General features: G+C 62.6%; 16 protein-coding genes and 1 tRNA gene. 10 read left to right on the top strand and 7 right to left on the bottom strand.

Annotated elements, in window-relative coordinates; genetic code table 11:
* Positions 1–2: 2 nt before the first annotated feature.
* Positions 3–77 (bottom strand) — tRNA-Val (locus NGM68_RS14250).
* A 172-nt stretch (positions 78–249) separates the two neighbouring features.
* Between NGM68_RS14250 and trpD the strand changes: the two genes are divergently transcribed.
* Genes trpD through trpG form a run of 4 tightly spaced genes read left to right on the top strand, consistent with a single transcriptional unit; the run spans position 250 to position 4,435 of the window.
* The gene (gene trpD, locus NGM68_RS14245) at positions 250–1,341 is read left to right on the top strand and encodes an anthranilate phosphoribosyltransferase (protein WP_252698902.1); all 1,092 of its coding nucleotides are present in this window, start codon (positions 250–252) and stop codon (positions 1,339–1,341) included.
* On the top strand, positions 1,338–2,015 hold the full coding sequence (locus NGM68_RS14240) for a phosphoribosylanthranilate isomerase (protein WP_252698901.1): 678 nt from the start codon (positions 1,338–1,340) through the stop codon (positions 2,013–2,015). The genes trpD and NGM68_RS14240 overlap by 4 nt, the downstream gene beginning before the upstream one ends.
* Before the next feature lie 27 nt (positions 2,016–2,042).
* Positions 2,043–3,749, top strand: coding sequence for an anthranilate synthase component I (trpE, locus tag NGM68_RS14235; protein ID WP_252698900.1), 1,707 nt, complete (start codon positions 2,043–2,045; stop codon positions 3,747–3,749).
* Positions 3,746–4,435 (top strand): anthranilate synthase component II, encoded by a 690-nt coding sequence (gene trpG, locus NGM68_RS14230; RefSeq protein WP_252698899.1) that lies wholly within the window; start codon positions 3,746–3,748, stop codon positions 4,433–4,435. The genes trpE and trpG overlap by 4 nt, the downstream gene beginning before the upstream one ends.
* Here trpG and NGM68_RS14225 read toward each other — a convergent pair.
* Positions 4,411–4,590: a DUF8029 family protein gene (locus tag NGM68_RS14225; RefSeq protein WP_252698898.1), complete on the bottom strand. Its 180-nt coding sequence runs from the start codon at positions 4,588–4,590 to the stop codon at positions 4,411–4,413. The genes trpG and NGM68_RS14225 overlap by 25 nt on opposite strands.
* A 436-nt stretch (positions 4,591–5,026) precedes the next feature.
* Between NGM68_RS14225 and NGM68_RS14220 the strand changes: the two genes are divergently transcribed.
* From NGM68_RS14220 to NGM68_RS14210, 3 genes are all read left to right on the top strand, one after another.
* On the top strand, positions 5,027–8,122 hold the full coding sequence (locus NGM68_RS14220; RefSeq protein WP_252698897.1) for an adenosylcobalamin-dependent ribonucleoside-diphosphate reductase: 3,096 nt from the start codon (positions 5,027–5,029) through the stop codon (positions 8,120–8,122).
* 46 nt (positions 8,123–8,168) lie between these two features.
* The gene (locus tag NGM68_RS14215; RefSeq protein ID WP_252698896.1) at positions 8,169–9,512 is read left to right on the top strand and encodes a class-III pyridoxal-phosphate-dependent aminotransferase; all 1,344 of its coding nucleotides are present in this window, start codon (positions 8,169–8,171) and stop codon (positions 9,510–9,512) included.
* Between the two features lie 85 nt (positions 9,513–9,597).
* Positions 9,598–10,776, top strand: a complete 1,179-nt coding sequence (locus NGM68_RS14210; protein WP_252698895.1) for a M24 family metallopeptidase — start codon at positions 9,598–9,600, stop codon at positions 10,774–10,776.
* A 60-nt stretch (positions 10,777–10,836) separates the two neighbouring features.
* Here the strand turns inward: NGM68_RS14210 and NGM68_RS14205 are convergent, their stop codons facing one another.
* Together NGM68_RS14205 and NGM68_RS14200 are read right to left on the bottom strand one after the other, a co-directional pair.
* Positions 10,837–11,751 carry an EamA family transporter gene (locus tag NGM68_RS14205; protein WP_252698894.1) on the bottom strand — a complete coding sequence of 305 codons (915 nt, stop codon included), beginning with the start codon at positions 11,749–11,751 and terminating at the stop codon, positions 10,837–10,839.
* 82 nt (positions 11,752–11,833) lie between these two features.
* Positions 11,834–12,808, bottom strand: coding sequence for a D-2-hydroxyacid dehydrogenase (locus NGM68_RS14200; RefSeq protein ID WP_252698893.1), 975 nt, complete (start codon positions 12,806–12,808; stop codon positions 11,834–11,836).
* Between the two features lie 99 nt (positions 12,809–12,907).
* On the opposite strand from NGM68_RS14200, the gene NGM68_RS14195 reads away from it, so the two are divergent.
* The gene (locus NGM68_RS14195; protein ID WP_252698892.1) at positions 12,908–14,218 is read left to right on the top strand and encodes an amidohydrolase; all 1,311 of its coding nucleotides are present in this window, start codon (positions 12,908–12,910) and stop codon (positions 14,216–14,218) included.
* Positions 14,219–14,414: 196 nt separating this feature from the next.
* On the opposite strand, the gene NGM68_RS14190 is transcribed toward NGM68_RS14195, so the two are convergent.
* The 3 genes from NGM68_RS14190 to NGM68_RS14180 all read right to left on the bottom strand — a co-directional run bounded on the left by NGM68_RS14190 (position 14,415) and on the right by NGM68_RS14180 (position 18,823).
* Positions 14,415–15,065: a DUF8102 family protein gene (locus tag NGM68_RS14190; protein WP_252698891.1), complete on the bottom strand. Its 651-nt coding sequence runs from the start codon at positions 15,063–15,065 to the stop codon at positions 14,415–14,417.
* 144 nt (positions 15,066–15,209) lie between these two features.
* Positions 15,210–16,862 carry a BCCT family transporter gene (locus tag NGM68_RS14185; RefSeq protein WP_252698890.1) on the bottom strand — a complete coding sequence of 551 codons (1,653 nt, stop codon included), beginning with the start codon at positions 16,860–16,862 and terminating at the stop codon, positions 15,210–15,212.
* Between the two features lie 578 nt (positions 16,863–17,440).
* Positions 17,441–18,823, bottom strand: a complete 1,383-nt coding sequence (locus NGM68_RS14180; protein WP_252698889.1) for an aspartate aminotransferase family protein — start codon at positions 18,821–18,823, stop codon at positions 17,441–17,443.
* A gap of 216 nt (positions 18,824–19,039) precedes the next feature.
* On the opposite strand from NGM68_RS14180, the gene NGM68_RS18220 reads away from it, so the two are divergent.
* Positions 19,040–19,168 (top strand): HVO_2523 family zinc finger protein, encoded by a 129-nt coding sequence (locus NGM68_RS18220; RefSeq protein ID WP_256469890.1) that lies wholly within the window; start codon positions 19,040–19,042, stop codon positions 19,166–19,168.
* Positions 19,169–19,419: 251 nt separating this feature from the next.
* On the top strand, positions 19,420–19,944 hold the full coding sequence (locus tag NGM68_RS14175; RefSeq protein ID WP_252698888.1) for a response regulator transcription factor: 525 nt from the start codon (positions 19,420–19,422) through the stop codon (positions 19,942–19,944).
* Positions 19,945–19,948 lie beyond the last annotated feature (4 nt).

Below are 19,948 nucleotides of genomic sequence, written 5' to 3'. Positions count from 1 at the left end.
AGTGGGTTGGGGCAGATTTGAACTGCCGGCCTCCTCCATGTCAAGGAGGTGTCATAACCAGACTAGACCACCAACCCGGTTTGCGTCTGCGCGTTCTCCCTTCGCACTCAATCGTTGCCCGCCACCCTAATTGAAGGTTTCGAATCACCGGTCGTTCGGCAGTGTTCACCACGGGCGTGGCTCCGACACGCTTAAGTTGATGTACTGTTTTGGACATTGTAAGACAAATTCGTACACTGGTGTTCCCCTATGCAAACTTACGTCGAACACGTGACTGACGGTCGAAACCTCGCACAGCCGGAGGCTCGAGCCGCCTCGAGCGCAATCTTCCAGGATGCGACCGAAGCACAGATCGGTGCACTGCTCGCGGCACTGCGTTCGAAAGGCGAGACGGAAGCCGAAATCGCGGGCTTCGCTGAAGGGATGCGCGACGCCGCCCGAACGATCGATCCCGATCGCGAACCGCTGGTCGACACCTGCGGCACCGGCGGCGACGACTACGACACGATCAACGTCTCCACGACGAGCGCGATCGTCGCAGCGGGCGCCGGCGTTTCCGTCGCCAAACACGGCAACTACTCGGTGTCCTCCTCCTCCGGTAGCGCCGACGTCCTCGAGGAGGTGGGCGTCACCGTTGACGCCGAACCGCCCGCCGTCGAACGCGCCATCGAAACCGACGGCATCGGCTTCATGCTCGCCCCGGTGTTCCACCCCGCGATGAAAGCCGTCATCGGGCCGCGCCAGGAACTCGGGATGCGGACGATCTTCAACGTCCTCGGCCCACTCACGAACCCGGCCGGAGCCGACGCACAGGTCGTGGGCGTCTACGACCCCGAACTCGTTCCGGTACTCGCGCGTGCCCTCGCACGCATGAATGTCGAACGGGCGCTCGTCGTCCACGGTGCTGGTACCGACGAAATTGCGATCCACGGCGAGACGCGCGTCGCCGAGGTTGACGGGGAAACCGTCGAGGAGTACACCCTCGAGCCAGCCGACCTCGGACTTGAGACCCACGCTATCGACGCCGTCGCCGGTGGAACGCCCGAAGCGAACGCCGCCGACCTCCGCGGAATCGTCGACGGTCGCATCGACGGTGCGAAACGGGACGTCATCCTGGCGAACGCCGGCGCTGCTGTCTACATCTCCGGGGAAGTCGACACGCTCGAGGCGGGTGCCGATCGGGCCCTCGAAGCGATTCAATCGGGTGACGCCGCCGCGACGCTCGAGCGTCTGTGTGATTCTACGCGATCGGGCGCGAACGCAGAAACGGATTCGGAAAAGAACGCGGAAGTCGACTCGAAAACGGACACGAACACGGAAGCAGAGGCGGAGGCCCAATGACGCGCGTGAAGATTTGCGGGATCACCCAGAAGGACGATCTCGATGCCGCCGTCGAAGCCGGAGCAGATGCCGTCGGGATCGTCTGTGACGTTTCGATCGAAACACCACGGGAAGTGACCGCCGATCGCGCCACAGCGCTCGTCGACGCCGCCCCACCGTTCGTAACGACCGTTCTCGTGACGATGCCGACGGGGCCTGAGCGGGCAATCGAACTCGCCGAAGCCGTCGAACCCGACGTCATGCAGCTCCACGGCGGAATGCGACCGGGCGATCTGGCTTACCTGCGAGCCAAAATCGACGCCGCGGTCTTCCTCGCCATCGACGCCGAAGACGTGTCGGCGGCTGAAATGTACGACGACATCGCGGACGCGCTGGTCGTCGACTCCGTGGACGAACACGGTGCTGGCGGTACCGGTGAAACCCACGACTGGGAGCAAACCCGCGAGGCAGTTTCAGCCCTCGAGTCACCGGTCATTCTCGCTGGCGGGCTCACTCCGTCGAACGTCACCGAAGCGATCGAGACCGTATCGCCGTACGCCGTCGACGTCTCGAGCGGAATCGAAGCCACACCGGGAACGAAAGACCACGAGGCCGTTCGTGCGTTCGTCGACGCGGCCCGCCGTCCCGATGGGGTGGCGGTACGATCTCGAGAGCCGCCGACAGTCGAACGCTGATCGCCGATACCGATATCGACATTCACAATGACGAATCCACCATCGACATCGAACGCAGCACCCACCCCAACGCAGTCGTCGCTGACGCTCCAGACCGACGACGATAGATTCGTCGGCCTCGCCGAGCGAACCGACCGACGGGAGCGACCGGCCGTCGTCCGCCTCGAGGCCACGCTCGAGGTCGAAACGACGCCACTGAACGCGTATGCGGCCCTTACAGGACGTATCGAAACCGAGGGAACAGAAGCCGACCGCGAGCCGTCGCCCTACAGCTTCCTGCTCGAGAGCGCAGAGAAGACGCCCTCGAGCGATCCGGACGGTGCGTTCAGACCGAACGCCGCCAGCGCGGATCGACACGCCCGCTTTTCGTACGTCGGGTACGAACCAGAGGCGGTCATCACCGTCGATCCCGATGGGACGACCGTCGAACCCCTCACGGACACTGCGCCACTCGAGACCATCGGCCGCGACGACAGCGGAGACACCGTCGATTCGCTTCGGGCGGCTTTGCCCGACGTTCGACTGGAGAACGTCCCCGACCGCGACCGCCAGCACCTCGAGGGTGGGCTGGTTGGCTTTCTCGCGTACGACGCCGTCTACGACCTCTGGCTCGAGGAAGTGGGCTGTGAGCGACCCGACTCGCGATTTCCGGACGCCCAGTTCGTTCTGACGACGAAAACGCTCGTGTTCGACGAACACGATGGCACCGTCTCGCTGGTGTTCACGCCGGTGATTGGCCCCGCCGACGATCCGCGAGCAGTGTACGACGAGCTCCGATCAGAAGCCGAACGCGTCCAGACCGTCCTTTCGTCGGCAACGACCCTCGAAACCGGCGGATTTGTCAAACGATCGGAGACGGCAGGGTCGCGCCAGACGTACGAAGCGGCCGTCGATCGAGCGAAAGAACGCGTGCTCGACGGCGAGATCTACCAGGGCGTGATCTCCCGACGTCGCGAAATTCGTGGTGAGATCGATCCCCTGGGGTTCTACGAGTCGATGCGCGAGATCAACCCCTCGCCGTACATGTACTTGCTCGAGCACGACGATCTCACGGTCGTCGGTGCCAGCCCCGAGACGCTGATCTCCGTGCGCGGCGGCGAGATCATGTCGAATCCGATCGCCGGTACCTGTGAACGAGGCTCGAGCCCCGTCGAGGATCGACGCCTGGCCGGCGAGATGCTCGCCGACGCCAAAGAGCGCGCCGAACACACGATGCTGGTCGATCTGGCACGAAACGACGTTCGCCGGGTCGCCGAAGCAGGCTCCGTTCGCGTCGACGAGTTCATGAACGTCCTCAAGTACAGCCACGTCCAGCACATCGAGTCGACGGTCACCGGTCGGCTGGCCGCCGACGCCGACGCGTTCGACACGACCCGTGCTGCGTTCCCCGCAGGGACACTTTCTGGCGCACCGAAAGTGCGGGCAATGGAGATCATCGACGATCTCGAGGACGAGCCTCGCGGTCTGTACGGTGGTGGCGTCGGCTACTACTCCTGGACGGGGGATGCCGACTTCGCGATCGTCATCCGAACGGCGACGATCGAATCCGGTGGTGACGACCAGCGCATCACCGTGCAAGCGGGCGCGGGTCTCGTCGCCGACAGCGATCCGGCAGCCGAGTACGACGAGACGGAGAAAAAGATGGGCGGCGTGTTGGCGGCGCTCGAGCAGATCGAACGGGAGGAGTCGACCGATCCGACTGACCGTGACGTGGTCGTGGGGGCCGAGCAATGAGCACGACGCCTGGCGCTGGAGACGAGTATAGCGATGATTCCGCCAGCGGAGTCGACGTCACCGCCGACGAGGGGCGACCGCACGTTCTCGTCGTCGACAACTACGACTCCTTTACGTACAATCTGGTCGAGTACGTCAGCGAGCACGCCGAGACGACCGTGTTGAAAAACACCGCCACGCTCGAGGAGGTTCGCGCGGTCGACGCCGACGCGATCATCATCAGTCCTGGCCCCGGCCACCCGGAAAACGAACGCGACGTCGGCGTCTCGATGGACGTGATCCGCGAGGTGAGTCCGACGATCCCTACGTTGGGTGTCTGCCTTGGTCTCGAGGCCGCCGTCTACGCCCTAGGCGGGACGATCGACCGCGCACCGTCGCCGATCCACGGGAAAGCTTCTTCCGTGAATCACGACGGACGGGGCGTCTTCGCGGGGCTCGAGCAGGGCTTCCAGGCCGGTCGGTACCACTCGCTAGTCGCCGTCGAGGTGCCCGACTGTCTCGAGGTAACGGCGACGACCGACCACGATGGCACGTCACTCGTCATGGGCGTCCGTCACACGGACGAGGACGTGCCACTCGAGTGCGTACAGTTCCATCCGGAGAGCGTACTCACCGCCGTCGGTCACGAGATCATCGAGAACTTTCTTCGGGACGTGCGCGCTCAGAACGGGAGCACGCCGAGATAACCCATCGTATACAGTCCAGCGAGTACCACGGCAGCGACGAGTCCCACTCTGATAGCGATCTTGATCGCGAACCTGATCGCGGTTATCGCGACGGCGATGATCGCGAGAATTGCGAGCGCCATCAGGATCGGTGAACCGGTTATCGGATCGAGCATAGCTATCACCGCGCACTCAATCCACCTAATAGTTCCGGATGAGTTGAAACTCTCATTATCGAGACACATCAACCCTCGTGGAAACCGCTGATATGCCTCCAACGCGTTGTGAGTACCAGAGATGCACACATCGACGGTCGACACCGGCAATACTCGAGGGATCCGGAACCGGGTTTCACTTTCAGTGTCCTCTGAAAATGATTAAGACTGATGCGTTCATAGCGTATGACAGGGCCCGAGACGTCCGTCTCGGCGACCGGGAACGAACGACGACCACTGAGCGGTATCTTTGCAATTTGACTTTCACTATTGCAAGTCAGACAGATTTATAGGGGTGGGAGAATATCCATCCTTCGTCACTAACCATGCAAAGGGATACACTGTCAGACGGAAAATTCGCCAGCAGTGGGCGGTGTGCGGACGAGGTGTCGCACGCATGAGCGAATCCGAGCTCACCGCGGACGATCTCACGCTGCCGATCAAACGCACTGAGGGCGAGACCCTCGAGGAGCGCATGACGGCAAACGCCTATCACAACATCCTCCCAGCACGCTATCTTCGGAAGGATGCCGACGGCGAACTTACCGAGACCCAGGAGGAACTGTTCGAGCGCATCGGGAAGAACATCGCTCTCGCCGAGGCAGTGTACGAGGGCGACAACCAGGGGGTCGAGGTCACCGTCACGCCAGACCAGCTCAAGCCGGGCCATCCACGCCGGGACGAACTCGCCGCGGAGGTCTTCGGGGAGGGGACGACCGTCGACGACGACGTCGAGACGGTGCTCACCGAGGAGAACGTCAACAAATTTGCCTACGACACCGTCGTCCCCGGACTTCCCACTTCGGTTCGAGAACACGTCGAGGACGTCGCCGACACGTTCATCGAGGGTATGGAAACCCTCTCGTTCATGCCCAACTCGCCGACGCTGATGAACGCAGGTGACGAACTCCAGCAACTCTCGGCCTGTTTCGTCATGAGCCCCGACGACGACCTCGCGAACATCCACGAGACGGCCAAGAAGGCCGCCGAGGTTTTCCAGTCCGGTGGCGGCGTCGGCTACGGCTTCTGGCAACTGCGCCCGTTCGGGGACTCCGTCGGTTCCACCGGCGGCATCGCCTCCGGCCCGATCACCTTCATGCGCACGTACGATCAGCTGTGTGAGACCATCGCGCAAGGCGGTACCCGACGGGGGGCCCAGATGAGCATCATGCGCGTCTCACACCCGGACGTCATCGAATTCATCCACGCCAAAAACAAGGACGTCTCGCTGGCACACACGCTGCGGCTCAACGACCCCGACGACTACACGTACACGACGTTCGCCGAGGCGCTCGAGGAGGCCCGCGAACTGATCGACGACGACGGCAAGGTGCCGAAACACCTGCGCAACGCCGTCGAGGGCCACCTCTCGAATTTTAACATCTCGGTGGGCGTCACCGACGCCTTCATGGAGGCCGTCCAGAACGGCGAAGAGTACACGTTCACCAACCCACGGACGGAAGAGCCACACATCGCCACCGAGGAAACCAAGGAGATGTACGGCCGCTACGACCTCGGCGAGTACGTCGAGGTCGGCGAACCGCTCTCTATTCCCGCCGAACTCGTCTGGGAGCGCATCGTGGAGGGTGCCCACGAGAACGGCGAACCCGGCGTGATCTATCTCGAGCGCGTCAACAAGGAACACTCCTTCGACGTGGAGAAACACCCCGAACATACCATTTTGGCGACAAATCCATGTGGTGAGCAGCCGTTGGAAGAATTCGAGGCCTGTAATCTTGGACATATTAACCTGAGTACCCTCGCTGCCTTTGATTCCCCAGACTGGCGCGTCTGGTCGGCCGAACACGCCGACGAGTACGAGAGCCACGAGGAAGCCGTCGCAGCGTTCCTCGAGGCGGCCATCGACTGGGACGAGTTCGACGAGCGCATCGCCTACGGCACGCGCTTCCTCGAGAACGTCGTCACGATGTCCGACTTCCCGGTCGAAGAGATCGAAGAGACCGTTCGCCGGATGCGCAAGATCGGACTGGGCATCATGGGGCTGGCACAGCTCTACATCCAGCTCGGCATCAAGTACGGTAGCGACGAGGGTAACGAGGTCGCCCGCCAACTGATGACCCACATCAACCACGAGGCCAAGTGGACGAGTCACGAACTGGCCGAAGAGCGCGGCTCCTTCGCCGACTGGGACGAGTCGAAGTACGCGAACCCCACGGAGTACCGCGAGTGGTTCGAACACCAGACGGGTCTCAACGCGGATCGGTTCCCTGACGGGTTCCCCATCCGGAACCACAACGTCACGACGATCGCGCCGACCGGGACGACGAGCATGGTCGGCAACACCACCGGCGGCTGTGAGCCCATCTACAACGTCGCCTACTACAAGAACGTCACCGACGACGTCCAGGGCGACGAGATGCTGGTGGAGTTCGACGACTACTTCCTGCGCACGCTCGAGGCCAACGATATCGACGTCGAGGCCGCAAAGCGCGAGGCCCAGGAACAGATGGCTACCAACCAGTTCGACGGTGTCGACGGGCTCGAGACCGTCCCCGACGCGATCGGCGAACTGTTCGTCATCACCGCCGACCTCACCGCGAAAGATCACGCGGCCGTGCAGTGTGCCTGCCAGGAGGGCGTCGACTCCGCCATCTCGAAGACCGTCAACGCGCCCAACGACTCCACGCTCGAGGACGCCAAGGAGGTCTTCGAGTGGGTGTACGAACACGGCGGCAAGGGCGTCACCTACTACCGCGACGGCACCCGGACGAAGCAGGTGCTGACGACGCGCGCGGACAACACGGAGTTCGCCGACGAGACCGAAGCCGCCGAGGCGCTGGTCGAACAGATCGGCGAAATCTTCGGTGGCCTCGAGCAGTTCCTCGAGCACGAAGACGTCCGCCAAGTGCTTGGGGCCGACCTCGAGACCAACGGCGACCGACCGACCGTCGAGTTCGCCGAAAAACGCGAACGCCCCGACGCCTTGCAGGGCGTGAGCCAGCGCATCGACACCGGCTACGGCAAGGTGTATGTCACGATCAACGAGGATCCCGAAACCGGCCAGCCGTTCGAGTTGTTCGCCAACATCGGCCACTCCGGCGGCTTCACCAACTCCTTCACCGAAGCGCTGGCGAAGGTCATCTCGACCTCGCTGCGCTCCGGTGTCGATCCCGAGGAGGTCGTCGACGAACTCTGTGGAACCCGAAGTCCGAAGGTGGCCTGGGACAAGGGCGAACAGATTCAGTCGATCCCGGACGCGATTGGCACTGCGATGCGACGCTACCTCGACAACGAAATCGACAAACCGTACCCGAAACAGCAGACGCTCGAGGAGTCGGCGGACGCCGAGGAGGCTGCAGTCGACTACGAGGATCACGAGACCGACGGCGGGGCCGCAGCCGAAAAACAGGACGCCACCCAGGATCTGATCGACGCCGGCGAGTCGCCGGAGTGTCCCTCCTGTGGGTCGCTCTCGCTGTACTTCTCGGAAGGCTGCAAGACGTGTGAGTCCTGTGGCTGGAGCGAGTGCTGAACGGAGAGACACCAACATTTAATAACGCCATACACGATTTCTGTGTATGGATCGGGATACCGCGGAGCCGTCGGTTCGTACCGTCCCGGGCGAGGCGGCCCAGTCGTGGATCGAGTACCACCACCGGAGCGCCGCCCCAAGTGAATACTCCCACGAGTTCGTCTGGGATCGAACCGCACCGGCAGCGGGGCCGTTCTGTACCGATGTCGACGGAAACGTCCTCATGGACTTTACGTGCCACATCGGCGCTGCACCCCTCGGGTACGACAATCCCAAAATTCTCGAGCCGATGGCCGAGTTCGAACTCGGCGATCCGATGAAGATCGCCGGCCAGGACTTCTACGTCGGTGCCGGTACGTCGCCGACGGATCCGGCCCACCCCGGACCGAGCCAGCTCATGGATCGGCTGGTCGAGATCACCGCCCACTACGACATGGACACAGTGTTTCTCTGTAACAGCGGCGCCGAGGCGGTCGAAAACGCGATGAAGATCGCCAACGCGAACACCCAATCGCCGAAGTACGGCATCACGTTCGTCGGCGCGTTCCACGGCCGGACTGTTGGGACGCTCTCGATGACTCGAGCCAAGTCCGTCTACACCCGTTCGTATCCCGAAATCGCAGGAACGAGAACGGTACCGTTCTGTGAGGATCGAAACTGTAGCCAGGAGACGTGCTCCTGTGGCTTTTTCGCCGGCGGTGACTCACAGCTGGGACGGCTCCTCGAGCCCGAAGGGGGCTACATCGATCCGTCGGAGATTTCGTTCCTGATCCTCGAGCCGATCCAGGGCGTCGGCGGCTACAACTTCCCGAGTGAGGCGTTCATGGACGAGGTAGCGAGGGTCTGTGAGACCTACGACATTCACCTGATCGCCGACGAAATCCAGTCCGGACTTGGACGAACGGGAAAGCTGTGGGCCTCGGATCACTACGCGATCGAACCGGACGTCATCGCCGGCGGGAAGGCGCTTCGAACCGGCGCGACCATCTCGCGCTCGGAAGTCTTCCCCACCGAAAAGAACCGCATCGGATCGACGTGGGGTGGGGGCGACATCCTCTCGGCGTTACAGGGAGCATTGACGATCGACGCGATTCGAGAGTACGACCTGTGTGCGAACGCAGTCGTTCGCGGTGCCCACATGAAAGAACGGTTGCGCGACGCGGAGCCCGACGGTGTGATCGACGTGCGCGGACGCGGACTCATGCTCGCCGTGGAGTTCGACACCACCGAGCGTCGAACCGCCGTCGTCGAGGAGGCCGTCGCTCGAGGCCTGCTGACGCTCGGCTGTGGCGAGAAGGCGATCAGGCTGTTGCCGCCGCTCGACGTGACCGAACGCGAGATCGACCTCGGTGCCGACCTGTTACTCGAGTCGATCGACGCGACCGCCTAATCCGCTGGCCAAATATACACATTCCGTATACGGCGAACACGAAAAAGATTAAGCGAGAGCGCATCGTTCGTCGGATTGATTGAGAATGACAGCCACACCATTCGAGCGAGCGGAGTACGAACGGCGAGTCGACCGAACCAAAGAGCGAATGCGAGAAGCAGGTCTCGAGACGCTGTTCGTCACCGACCCGGCCAACATGAACTACCTCACCGGCTACGACGGCTGGTCGTTCTACGTCCACCAGGGCGTCGTCGTCTCACTCGATCACGACCAGCCGGTGTGGATCGGTCGCGAGATGGACGCCAACGGGGCGAAAGCGACGGTCTGGATCGACCACGAGCACATCAGATCCTACAGCGACGATCACGTCCAGTCGCCCGTCGGCAAACACCCGATGGACTACGTGGCGACCGTCCTCGAGGAGATGGAGCTCGATCGAACCGCCATCGGCGTCGAGATGGACGCCTACTACTACACCGCTCACTCCCACGAGCGACTGCAACAGAACCTCCCCGGGGCGTCGTTCGACGACGCGACGCTCCTGGTGAACGAGGTACGCATCGTGAAATCAGACCAAGAACTCGAGTACATCGAGCAGGCGGTCGAACTGTCTGACGCGGCGATGCAAGCGGGGCTGGACGCGCTCGAGGAAGGCGTCCCCGAGTCGACCGTCGCGGCCGAAATTTATCACACGCTGATCGACGGCGTGGACGGAATGGGTGGGGACTACCCCGCCATCGTTCCGTTGATGCCCTCCGGAGACCACACGGGGACGCCCCACCTGACGTGGTCGGACGATCCATTCCGGGCAGGCGATCCCGTCATCATCGAACTCTCAGGCTGTCGACACCGCTATCACTCGCCGTTGGCCCGGACGGCCGTCGTCGGCAACGTGCCCGACGAGATGCAGCGCGTGGCCGACGTCGTCGTCGAGGGTCTGAACGCCGCCCTCGATACCGCCAAACCGGGCGTCACCTGCGAGGCAGTCGAACGGGCCTGGCGGGAGACCATCGCCGAACACGGCATCGAGAAGGAATCGCGCATCGGCTACTCGATGGGGTGTGGCTACCCGCCGGACTGGGGCGAGCACACGGCCAGCCTCCGCCCCGGCGACGAGACGGTGCTCGAGGAGAACATGACCTTCCACATGATTCCCGGCATCTGGTTCGACGAGTTCGGCGTCGAGATCAGCGAGTCGTTCCGGGTGACGAGTACGGGTGCGGAGCGGTTCTCATCGTTCCCGCAGGAACTGTTCTCGGTCTGATCGCGGAACCTGGCGGCGGTGTGCAGCGTCACCTCGACATACCGTCTTCACGAAACCGCGTCACCCCGAAACCGACACCAGAATCGCCCCACCCACGACGACGAGCGCAGCGACCACCGTGAGTAGCGTGACCCGCTCGAGACGCTGCGGGAGAAACAGCGCGGAGAGGACGACGACGAGCAACGGCGTCGTTTGCAACAGGGGAACGACGATCACGACGGGGGCGACCTCGAGCGCCGCGAAGTACGTGACGAGACCGATCGCACTCGAGACGCCTGCGGCGACGTACCAAGCGGTCGAGGGGCTCCGCACCGATAGTTGAACGGGCTGTCGTCGCCACAGGAGGTAGCCAACGAACCCGATTCCACCGGCGGCAGTCATGGCCAGCACACCGGGGATGGCGGGCGTCCCCTCCTCGAGACCGATTGAGACGAAGATCGGTTCGATGCCGATCGCCGCAGCGGCCACCACGGGGAGCAACAGCGAGAGGCCGAGTTCCCGAAGGGACTGATCGGGTTCTGACGACGCGGTATCCCAGGAGATGACGGCGACCCCGCCGACGATGAGGACGATGCCGACGACGTGCACGAACGTGAGGGACTCCTCGAGGAAGACCACCGCGAGGACGGTCGCGAAGAAGACGTTCGCGGCGATCACGGGCGAGGTTCGACTCGCCCCGATCGTTTCGATGCTCTTGTACATGAGGAGTCGGGCGAGGAGCGTGCCGACGAGTCCCGCGGCGGTAAACGCGACGAGAGAGAGCGGGGTGAACAGTCCCGAGTACGGCCGCGGGTAGACGACGAGGACAGCCGGAGCGAGCAACGCGAGATTGACCGCGATGGTGACGATAACGGCCGAGAGAACGTCACCATCATCCGTTCCGACGCGAACGCACAGGTACTGGATCGCCCACATGATCGCCGCGAGGCTCGCGAGGAGGATCCCGAGGATCGGTTGTGGGAGTTCGGGAATCATGGGTCACTCGAGCGGTGTCGCTGCTTTCGCCTCTGCTCTCGGCCCAGGGTCGGCAGCAACGCCACCGACGAAATCGACCGGTTCAGGGCGCAAACACCACGTTCTCGAGATCGTTCGCGGATCCCGTCTCCTCGAGTACCTCGACGTTTCTCGCGACGATGTCGGCTAGTCGGTTCCAGTGTTTCGGGGTGTGACCACCGGTGTGTGGCGTGATGAGAACGTTCTCGAAGTCCCACAGCGGATGGTCGGGAGGAAGCGGTTCGGGATCGGTGACGTCGAGTGCCGCCCCGCGAATGCCGTTGGTCTGAATCGCCGACACCAGCGCGTCGGTGTCGACGATCGGGCCTCGAGCGGTGTTGACGAGGACAGCGTGTGGCGGGAGCGTCGCGAACGCCTCGGAGCCGATGAGGCCGCGGGTCGTCTCCGTAAGCGGGCAGGCGATCACGAGGTAGTCGGTTCGAGCGAGCGCGTCGTGGATGGCATCGTCGTCGAAGCCGATGACCTCGTCCGTCGGCCCACCCTTCTCCGGACTGTACCTGACGCCGATCGTCTCGACGGAAAACCCCTCGAGTCGGGTCACCAGTTCGGTGCCGATCGAGCCGAGGCCGACGACCGTGACCGTCGACCCCGTCAGCTCGAACGACTGGAAGTGACGCCACTCGCGGTTTCGCTTCCGCCGCCACCCCTCGTGGAGCCGTCGGGCGAACACCAGCATGTTCCCGAGCGCCTGTTCGGCGATGCCGGGCGCGTGGATGCCCCCGGCATTGGTCACAATCACGCCGCGATCCTCGAGCGCGTCCATCGGAAGGTGTTCCGTACCGGCGAACGCACAGGCGAAGAGCTCGAGTTCCGCGGCGCGCTCGAGGAGCGCCTCGTCGATGCGGACGCCCGTGACGATCGGTGCCCGTTCGACGAGCGTGCGTTCGGCTTGCGGCGTCGGCGCGTGTCTGACGTCGTAGCTCGGGAGTCGGTCGCGCAGGAGATCGGCGTACGGTTCCGTCGCGAGCCCCTCGGTTCCTTCGCGGAGGACGACGACGTCCTGACGAGCATCGGTCATAGGTGCCGTCACGCGGGTACGAAAAATAAAATGTGTGTATCCGCCTTCAACGAAATCTGTGTACCATTAAGTGCGAGCACGGGGTAGGTATCGATCGAGATGACCCGAACGGTTCGCGACAGATTGGGCGACGTCAGGCGAACGTTCCACCGGTACCCCGAACCGGGCTGGCGGGAGTTCTACACCACCAGCCTGCTCGTCGACGAACTCGAGGCGATAGACGCCCGCAGCGAGGAGGCCGGGACGGGCGGGATCGACGAGATTGTCGTCGGACCGGAGGCGATGGATCCAGACGAACGGATGGCGGTTCCGAACGACGACGATCTCGAGACGTGGTTCGATCGCGCTCGCGAACGCGGGGCGCGTCAGGACGTGCTCGAGGCGACGGAGGGCGGTTACACCGGCGTCGTCGCCAGGGTGCGTCGGGGCGACGGGCCGTCGATCGGGCTCCGGGTCGACATCGACGGCCTGTTCGTCGAGGAGGCGAGCGACGACGACCACGAGCCCGCGGTTGAGGGATTCCGGTCGGAGCACGAGGGACTGATGCACGCGTGCGGACACGATGCTCACATGACGATCGGGCTGGCGACCCTCGAGGCGGTGCTCGAGAGCGATTTCGACGGCACGTTCACCGTCTTCTTCCAGCCGGCCGAGGAGGAAGCTGGCGGCGGGAAGCCAATGGCCGACGGCCCCTACGCTGAGGGACTCGAGTACCTCCTCGCCGTCCACGTCGGCCTCGACCATCCGACGGGGAAGGTCGTCGCGGGCATCGTCAAACCGCTGGCGATGAGCCACATCGACGCGACTATCCGCGGACGATCCGCCCACGCCGGAAAAGCGCCGAACGAGGGGCACAATGCGATCCAGGCGATGGCCACGGCGGTACAGAACGCCTACGGCATCCCGCGACACAGCGGCGGCATGACGCGGGTAAATGTGGGTCGCGTCGAGGCGGGAACCGCGAGCAACATCATCGCCGAACGAGCTGACGTCGTGGCCGAGGTTCGTGGCGAGACCACCGCCCTGATGGAGTACGTGAAAGGCGAACTCCGTCGCACGTTCGAGTCCGCCGCCGCCATGCACGGCTGTGACCTCGAGTTCGACGTCGTCAGCGAGTCGCCGCGGGCCGACAGCGACGACGAACTGGTCGACCTGGTGTACGACGTGGCCGGCGAAACGGACGGCGTTGACGACACGGTACGAACCGCGGATTTCGGGGCGAGCGAGGACGCGACGTTCCTCATGCGGCGCGTCCAGGATGAGGGCGGACTCGCGTCCTATCTAATCGTCGGCACCGATCACCCGGACAGCCACCACACACCTCATTTCGACGTCGACGAGCGCAGCCTCGAGATCGCTGTCGACGTACTCGTCGAGTCGGTTCGTCGACTCGAGGTCGAACGACCGTAACCGGTCGGTGCGTCCGACATTTTACCCCCCGATTCGGCACCGATTACGACGGGATCCGTCGCTCGATTCTCGCGTCGAGCCGCTCGAAAATCGTTGACTCTCCTCAGTATTCGTCGACTCTGTCAGTATTCGTTGACTGTGCTCAACATTCGTCGACATTGCTCGAGAGTCAGTCGGCTCCCGTTGACTCCACCGCTCAATCGATGAGATCCTCGATGCGCTGTTCGCGCTGGAGGGCTGCCTGGGTGGCCCGCTCGGCGAACTCGTCCATCTGGTCTTTGATCTCCTCGCGCATCGGATCGGGCGAGAACTCCGACGATTCCGCGAGCAATCGCACGAACGCCCGCAACTCCTCGTCGGTGAGCTCGTTGAAGCGACCACGCTCGAGTTTGTCGATGACCTCATCGACGTCGATCTGACCGACGGGATCGACGTTGAAGTAGACGTTCACCATGCGGTAGTCGGAGCCGGCGAGTTCCTGTTCGGCCTTGTAGACCCCCTGTGAGAGCATGTCCTTGAACGGCGTCGAGTAGCCCATCGTACCGAGGTGGAGGAGTGCGAGCATGTCGACGATGCCCTGCGTGTAGGCGTCTCGCTCCTCGTCTTCGGGGTCGAACACCGTTTCACGGTCGCGGTCGTCGAGGTGGTCGAAGATGATGGAGAAATCGAGGATGGCGTTCCGTATTCGTCGGCGAATCCGGTTGCGTTTCTGTTTCTTCGAGTGATCGGTGTAGTCCGTTTTACGGCCGAGCAGGAACTCCCGATCGCTGGGCGTGAGGATCCCTCGCTCTCGGTCTGGGTCGTACGCGAGGCCCTTCAACTCGTCCATTTCGTCGTCCGTAGTCATACACAAAAACTGTATACGGCGATCAATAACGGTTGCGAAACCCCGTAAGCGAGGGGAGTGGGTCGGAGGGATCGTTGTAATCACGTACCACCGTTTTCCCACTCGATAGCGGCAAACGGCGGTATGGTGGTACGACGTTCCCTCTCAGTCGTCGTCTCCTGCCTGTGCCGCACCGCCGACAGCCGGTTTGTCCTCGGAGGAGCCGATCAACACGGTGTCCTCCTGAAGCAGGACGCGGCCGTACTTCGTGCTGAAGTGTTTGATCAGCCCGAGCATGGCGAGGAAGCAGACGAACGCGAACGGCCCGCCGGTGACGATTGCGGCGGACTGGAGCGCGTCGACACCACCCTGAATCATGAGGATCGCTGCGGTCATCCCGAGGACGACTCCCCAGAAGATTCGGTTGATGTTCGACGGTCTCGCCTTCCCACCGGTCGTCATCATCGACACCGCGAGCGTCGAGGAGTCCGCGGACGTGATGAAGAACGTCGTCACGAGTAACATGAACGCGATCATGAACACCGTCCCGAGTGGGAACGCATCGAACAGGATGAAGCCAGTGACCTCGGCGCCCTGCTCGAACGCCATGACGCCGCTGAAGTCGGCGATCTCGTTGTGTTGTGCATACAGCGCGGTACCGCCCAGTGAAATGAACCACGGAATCGTCGCCGCCGAGGTCGCGACGATGCCCGTGAACGCGACCTCCCGTACCGTTCGACCCCGGGAGATGCGCGCGATGAACAGCCCCGCGAACGGCGACCACGAGAGGGCCCACGCCCAGTAGAAGACGGTCCAGTCGTTCACCCACTGGGTTCCGCCCTCCGCCCCCGCACCGGTGTAGAGGCTCATAGAGACGAAATTCGTGACCATTCCGCTGAGGGCCTGCGTACCGACCAGGACGAGGAAGATCGTCGGCCCCACGATGAAGGTCGCCAGGAGGAGGATCACGAACAACACCATATTGAAGTTCGAGAGTCGCCTGATCCCGCGGTTGACCCCCAGAACCATCGAAATCGTAAACAGGAGCGTCATCGCCGTGACTACGAGGAGGATGCCTGTGTCTCCCAGGTCTATACCCCACTGGTAGTCGAGTCCGGTGACGAACTGGCTGCCGATGAAGCCGAGCGAGGTCGCCACGCCGCCGATGGTCGCGAAGACCGCGAGGATGTCGATGGCCTTCGCAGCCGGGCCGTCGAGGTTGTCGCGCCCGAGAATCGGCGTGAGCGCCGACGACACACGAAGTGGCACGTTCTCGTAGTTGTACGCGAAGTAGCCGATCGCGATCCCCATGATCGTGAAGACGGCTAGCTGGGGCAACGCCCAGTGGAAGAGCGTCTGTTGTATGGCGATCGGCATCGCCTCACCCGATTGACTCGACACGTCGAACAGTGGCGACGGATTGTCGTAGTAAAACAGCGCTTCCGTCGGGCCCCAGAACACGACGCCCGCGGCGAAGCCAGCGGAGTACAACATCGCGAAAAACGACAGGAAGCTGTACTCCGGCGGATCGTCCCCGAATTTGAGCTTCCCCCACGGCCCTAGTATCAGGAACAGGAGGAAGACGACGACCAGGAACACGATCACCAGCAGCGCCCAGTTGAGGTACTCGAGGAAGAACGTGTTAAGAACCCCCTCTTGGGCGGTCTCGGGATCGCCGATAGCCCAGGCCAGGGTGCTCCGGCTGAAGAAGAACATCGCGATGACACCGACCGTCAGGAGCGTACCGAAGATGAACACGATCGGATCGATTTCCTCGCGGAACCGCCCGACAGCGCCGAGGTCGCCGCCGTCAGCCATGATCCTCACCTCTCAGTACCGAAACCAGTGGATCGAAAAACGTCCACTTCTGGTGGCGATCACCCGACGCACTGCAGCCCCACCACTGGCTTTTCTTTCGATCTATCCCCCCGCAACCGTCTCGAATCGATGTATCAAATACCATGGTGTGTGGTACCACCAAACACCACATCCACGGATTGGTTATTAAGACTTTCTGTAATCGTTGTCGTGATATACAGAATTTGTATACAATTACTGTGAGAACGAATCGATATCCACGTCGTCACAAGCAGAATCGGATGACGGCTACCAGATGCCGCGCTCGAGAGACGCACGCGACACGACGAGTAGAGCCAATAGCCGCGGTTTACTGATTCACGAAGTCACCGCCCGCCATCGGTTCACCGTATCCTAATACGAACGTACGGACTCCGTACAACGAAAAACGCTCATCAATTATTGTATATGCTGGTTACGAAAGTCAAATATGACAGAATCTCGCTCGAGGGCGCATTCAGCGAACTGACCGACGGTTACCGCCCTCGTATCCGCCACCTCGAGAGGAGCCGATCCCATCTCGAGAGCGGCCAACACCGTTAGCGTGATGGCGACGCTTCGGCGGCTGCGTGCTCGATGCCGTCGGCGATCACCTCGAGGGCAACGTCGGCCAGCTCGCGCGTTAGTACGAGTGGTGGCAGAAGTCGGAGGACGCTCCCGTACCGGCCGGCCGTCCACACCAGCACGCCGTGTTCGTAACAGTACTGCTGGATCGAACCCACGACGTTGTCGGCGGGACTCCCATCTTCGTGGACGAATTCGGCCCCGATGAACAGCCCCTTGCCGCGTACCTCGCCAAGCACGGGGGTCGTCTCGGCGACTTCCTCCAACCGGGCGCGAATGTGCGCACCGAGGTCGCGGGCGTGGGCGAGCAGATCGTGGGCCTGGATGTACTCGATCGCACGAGTGCCGCCGACCATCGCCGTGACGTGTCCGCGGTAGGTGCCTGCGTGATCGCCCGGTCCCCAGGTGTCGAGTTCCTCGCGGTACATCGTCGCCGAGAGCGGGAGACCGTTCCCGCCGAGGGCTTTCGCCATCGTCATCGCGTCGGGCGTCACGTCGAAGTGATCCGCGGCGAACCACTCGCCCGTGCGTCCAATCCCGCTCTGGATCTCGTCGAAGATCAGCGGCAGTGAGTTGTCGTCGGCGATCTCCCTGAGGCCCTCGAGGAACCCTGCCGGCGGGACGACGACGCCGCCTTCGCCCTGAATCGGCTCGACGAAGATCCCGGCCGGATTCGCGAGGCCGCTGTAGGGGTCTTCGACGATGGCTCGAACCTCCTCGAGGGCGTCCTTCGTGGCATCGTCCGGGCTCTTTCCCTGGGCGAACGGGTAGGGGTACGGCGCGTGAACGACGTCCGGAAGCAACGGCGTGTAGTGGCCCTTGAATTTCGTGTTCGAGGTGAGGCTCATCGCCCCGCTCGTTGGGCCGTGGTAGCCCCCGCGGAAGGCGATCAGCCCGTCGCCGTCGGTGTTGAACTTCGCGAGTTTGATCGACGCCTCGATGGCGTCGCTCCCCGTGGGGCCGCCGAAGACGACGCGATTGTTCCCGGCGAGCGAGCCCGGAGCGATTTCGTCGAGTTTCTCGATGAGGTCGAGGCGCGCCTCGGTCGGGAAGTCGACCGTGTGGACGAGTTTGTCCATCTGGTCGTGGATCGCGTCGACGACGTACGGGTTCGCGTGTCCGACGTTGAGGACGCCGATCCCTGCGAACATATCGATGTAGGTGTTTCCGTCGACGTCCCTGATCGTCGCCCCCTTCCCCGCCTCGAACGCCAGCGGGATGTCGTTCGGATACGCGACGGCGCTACTGTCGATCTCGCGTTGTTTCTCGAGCAGTGTGCGCGACTTCGGCCCAGGAACCGCGTCGACTGACGGTGCATCTGCGAAATGGAGTTCCTCGATCGGTGGTTCGGCGCCCATGTGCAACACGATGTGAACCAGTCACAAATAATTTGTCAACAGTATTCGTATCTTCAAAAACGATTTCTGTATACTGGTTGAGACGGTGTAAGACCGTGATCTCGCTTCAGCCGTCACGCTCTTGACGGTCGGGAACCGATATCGGCGTGACCTGTCGATCCAGGATCGCCGTCTTCAGTAGAGCACGCGTCCGGGATCGACGAGAGGCCGCGTTCGATGCACCCACCAGACGACACCAACGGCCCACCCTGTCCGCGCTGTGAGGCATCCCTCTACAAACGCCACTGTAAGTACGTCTGCCCACAGCACGGGGTCATCTACGATTGTTCAGATCCGTTCCGCTGACTGTGGCGATGCAGTAGAGGAAAATTTGCTTGTCAACCAGATGGATGATCGGCTGTCGGGCGTCGGTGTCACCTGTCATCCGACGACACCGTAGACCGGACTTCACGAACGTACATTCCCAAACCTACCTCCCCGAACGTACCCCACGACCAATCCCCACGGACGTACGCACCAACTCGAGGTCGCATATCCACGGTCGACCCACACGCTGAGTTGACCGAAACGACCCCTTCTCAGAGACAAGGCTGTCCATGTCTACTCAACCGACGATCCTCGTCGTCGACGACGAGACCGAACTCACGGATCTGTATGCGACCTGGGTTGGGGATAGCTACGACGTTCTCACCGCCTACGACGGTCGATCTGCTCTCGAGCAACTGACCGACGAGGTCGACATCGTCCTTCTGGATCGCCACATGCCGGATCTCACCGGCGACGAAGTGCTCGAAGAGATACGTCGCCGTGGCCACGATTGCTGGGTCATCATGGTGACCGCAGTCGACCCGGGTCTCGACATCGTTGCACTCGATATCGACGACTACGTCACGAAACCCGTCACGCGAAGTCAGCTCACCCGCATCATCGATACGCTCCGGGTTCAGTCGCGATACTTACAGGACGGACGTCGCGAACTCCAGGCGCTCTCGAACAAGAAAGACACCCTCGAGGACGAACTCACGATGGAGGAACTCGAGGGTACGGAGACCTACCAGCAACTCGAGGACGAGTTGGGCAAGTTAGGTGAGTCGCTGGGTGATGGTTTCGAGGAGGCATAACTGC

It is taken from the genome of Natronosalvus vescus (genome assembly GCF_023973145.1).
Classification (GTDB): Archaea; Halobacteriota; Halobacteria; order Halobacteriales; family Natrialbaceae; genus Natronosalvus; species Natronosalvus vescus.
The sequence above is the reverse complement of the archived record's forward strand: the minus strand, read 5'-3'. Positions and strand labels throughout refer to the sequence as shown.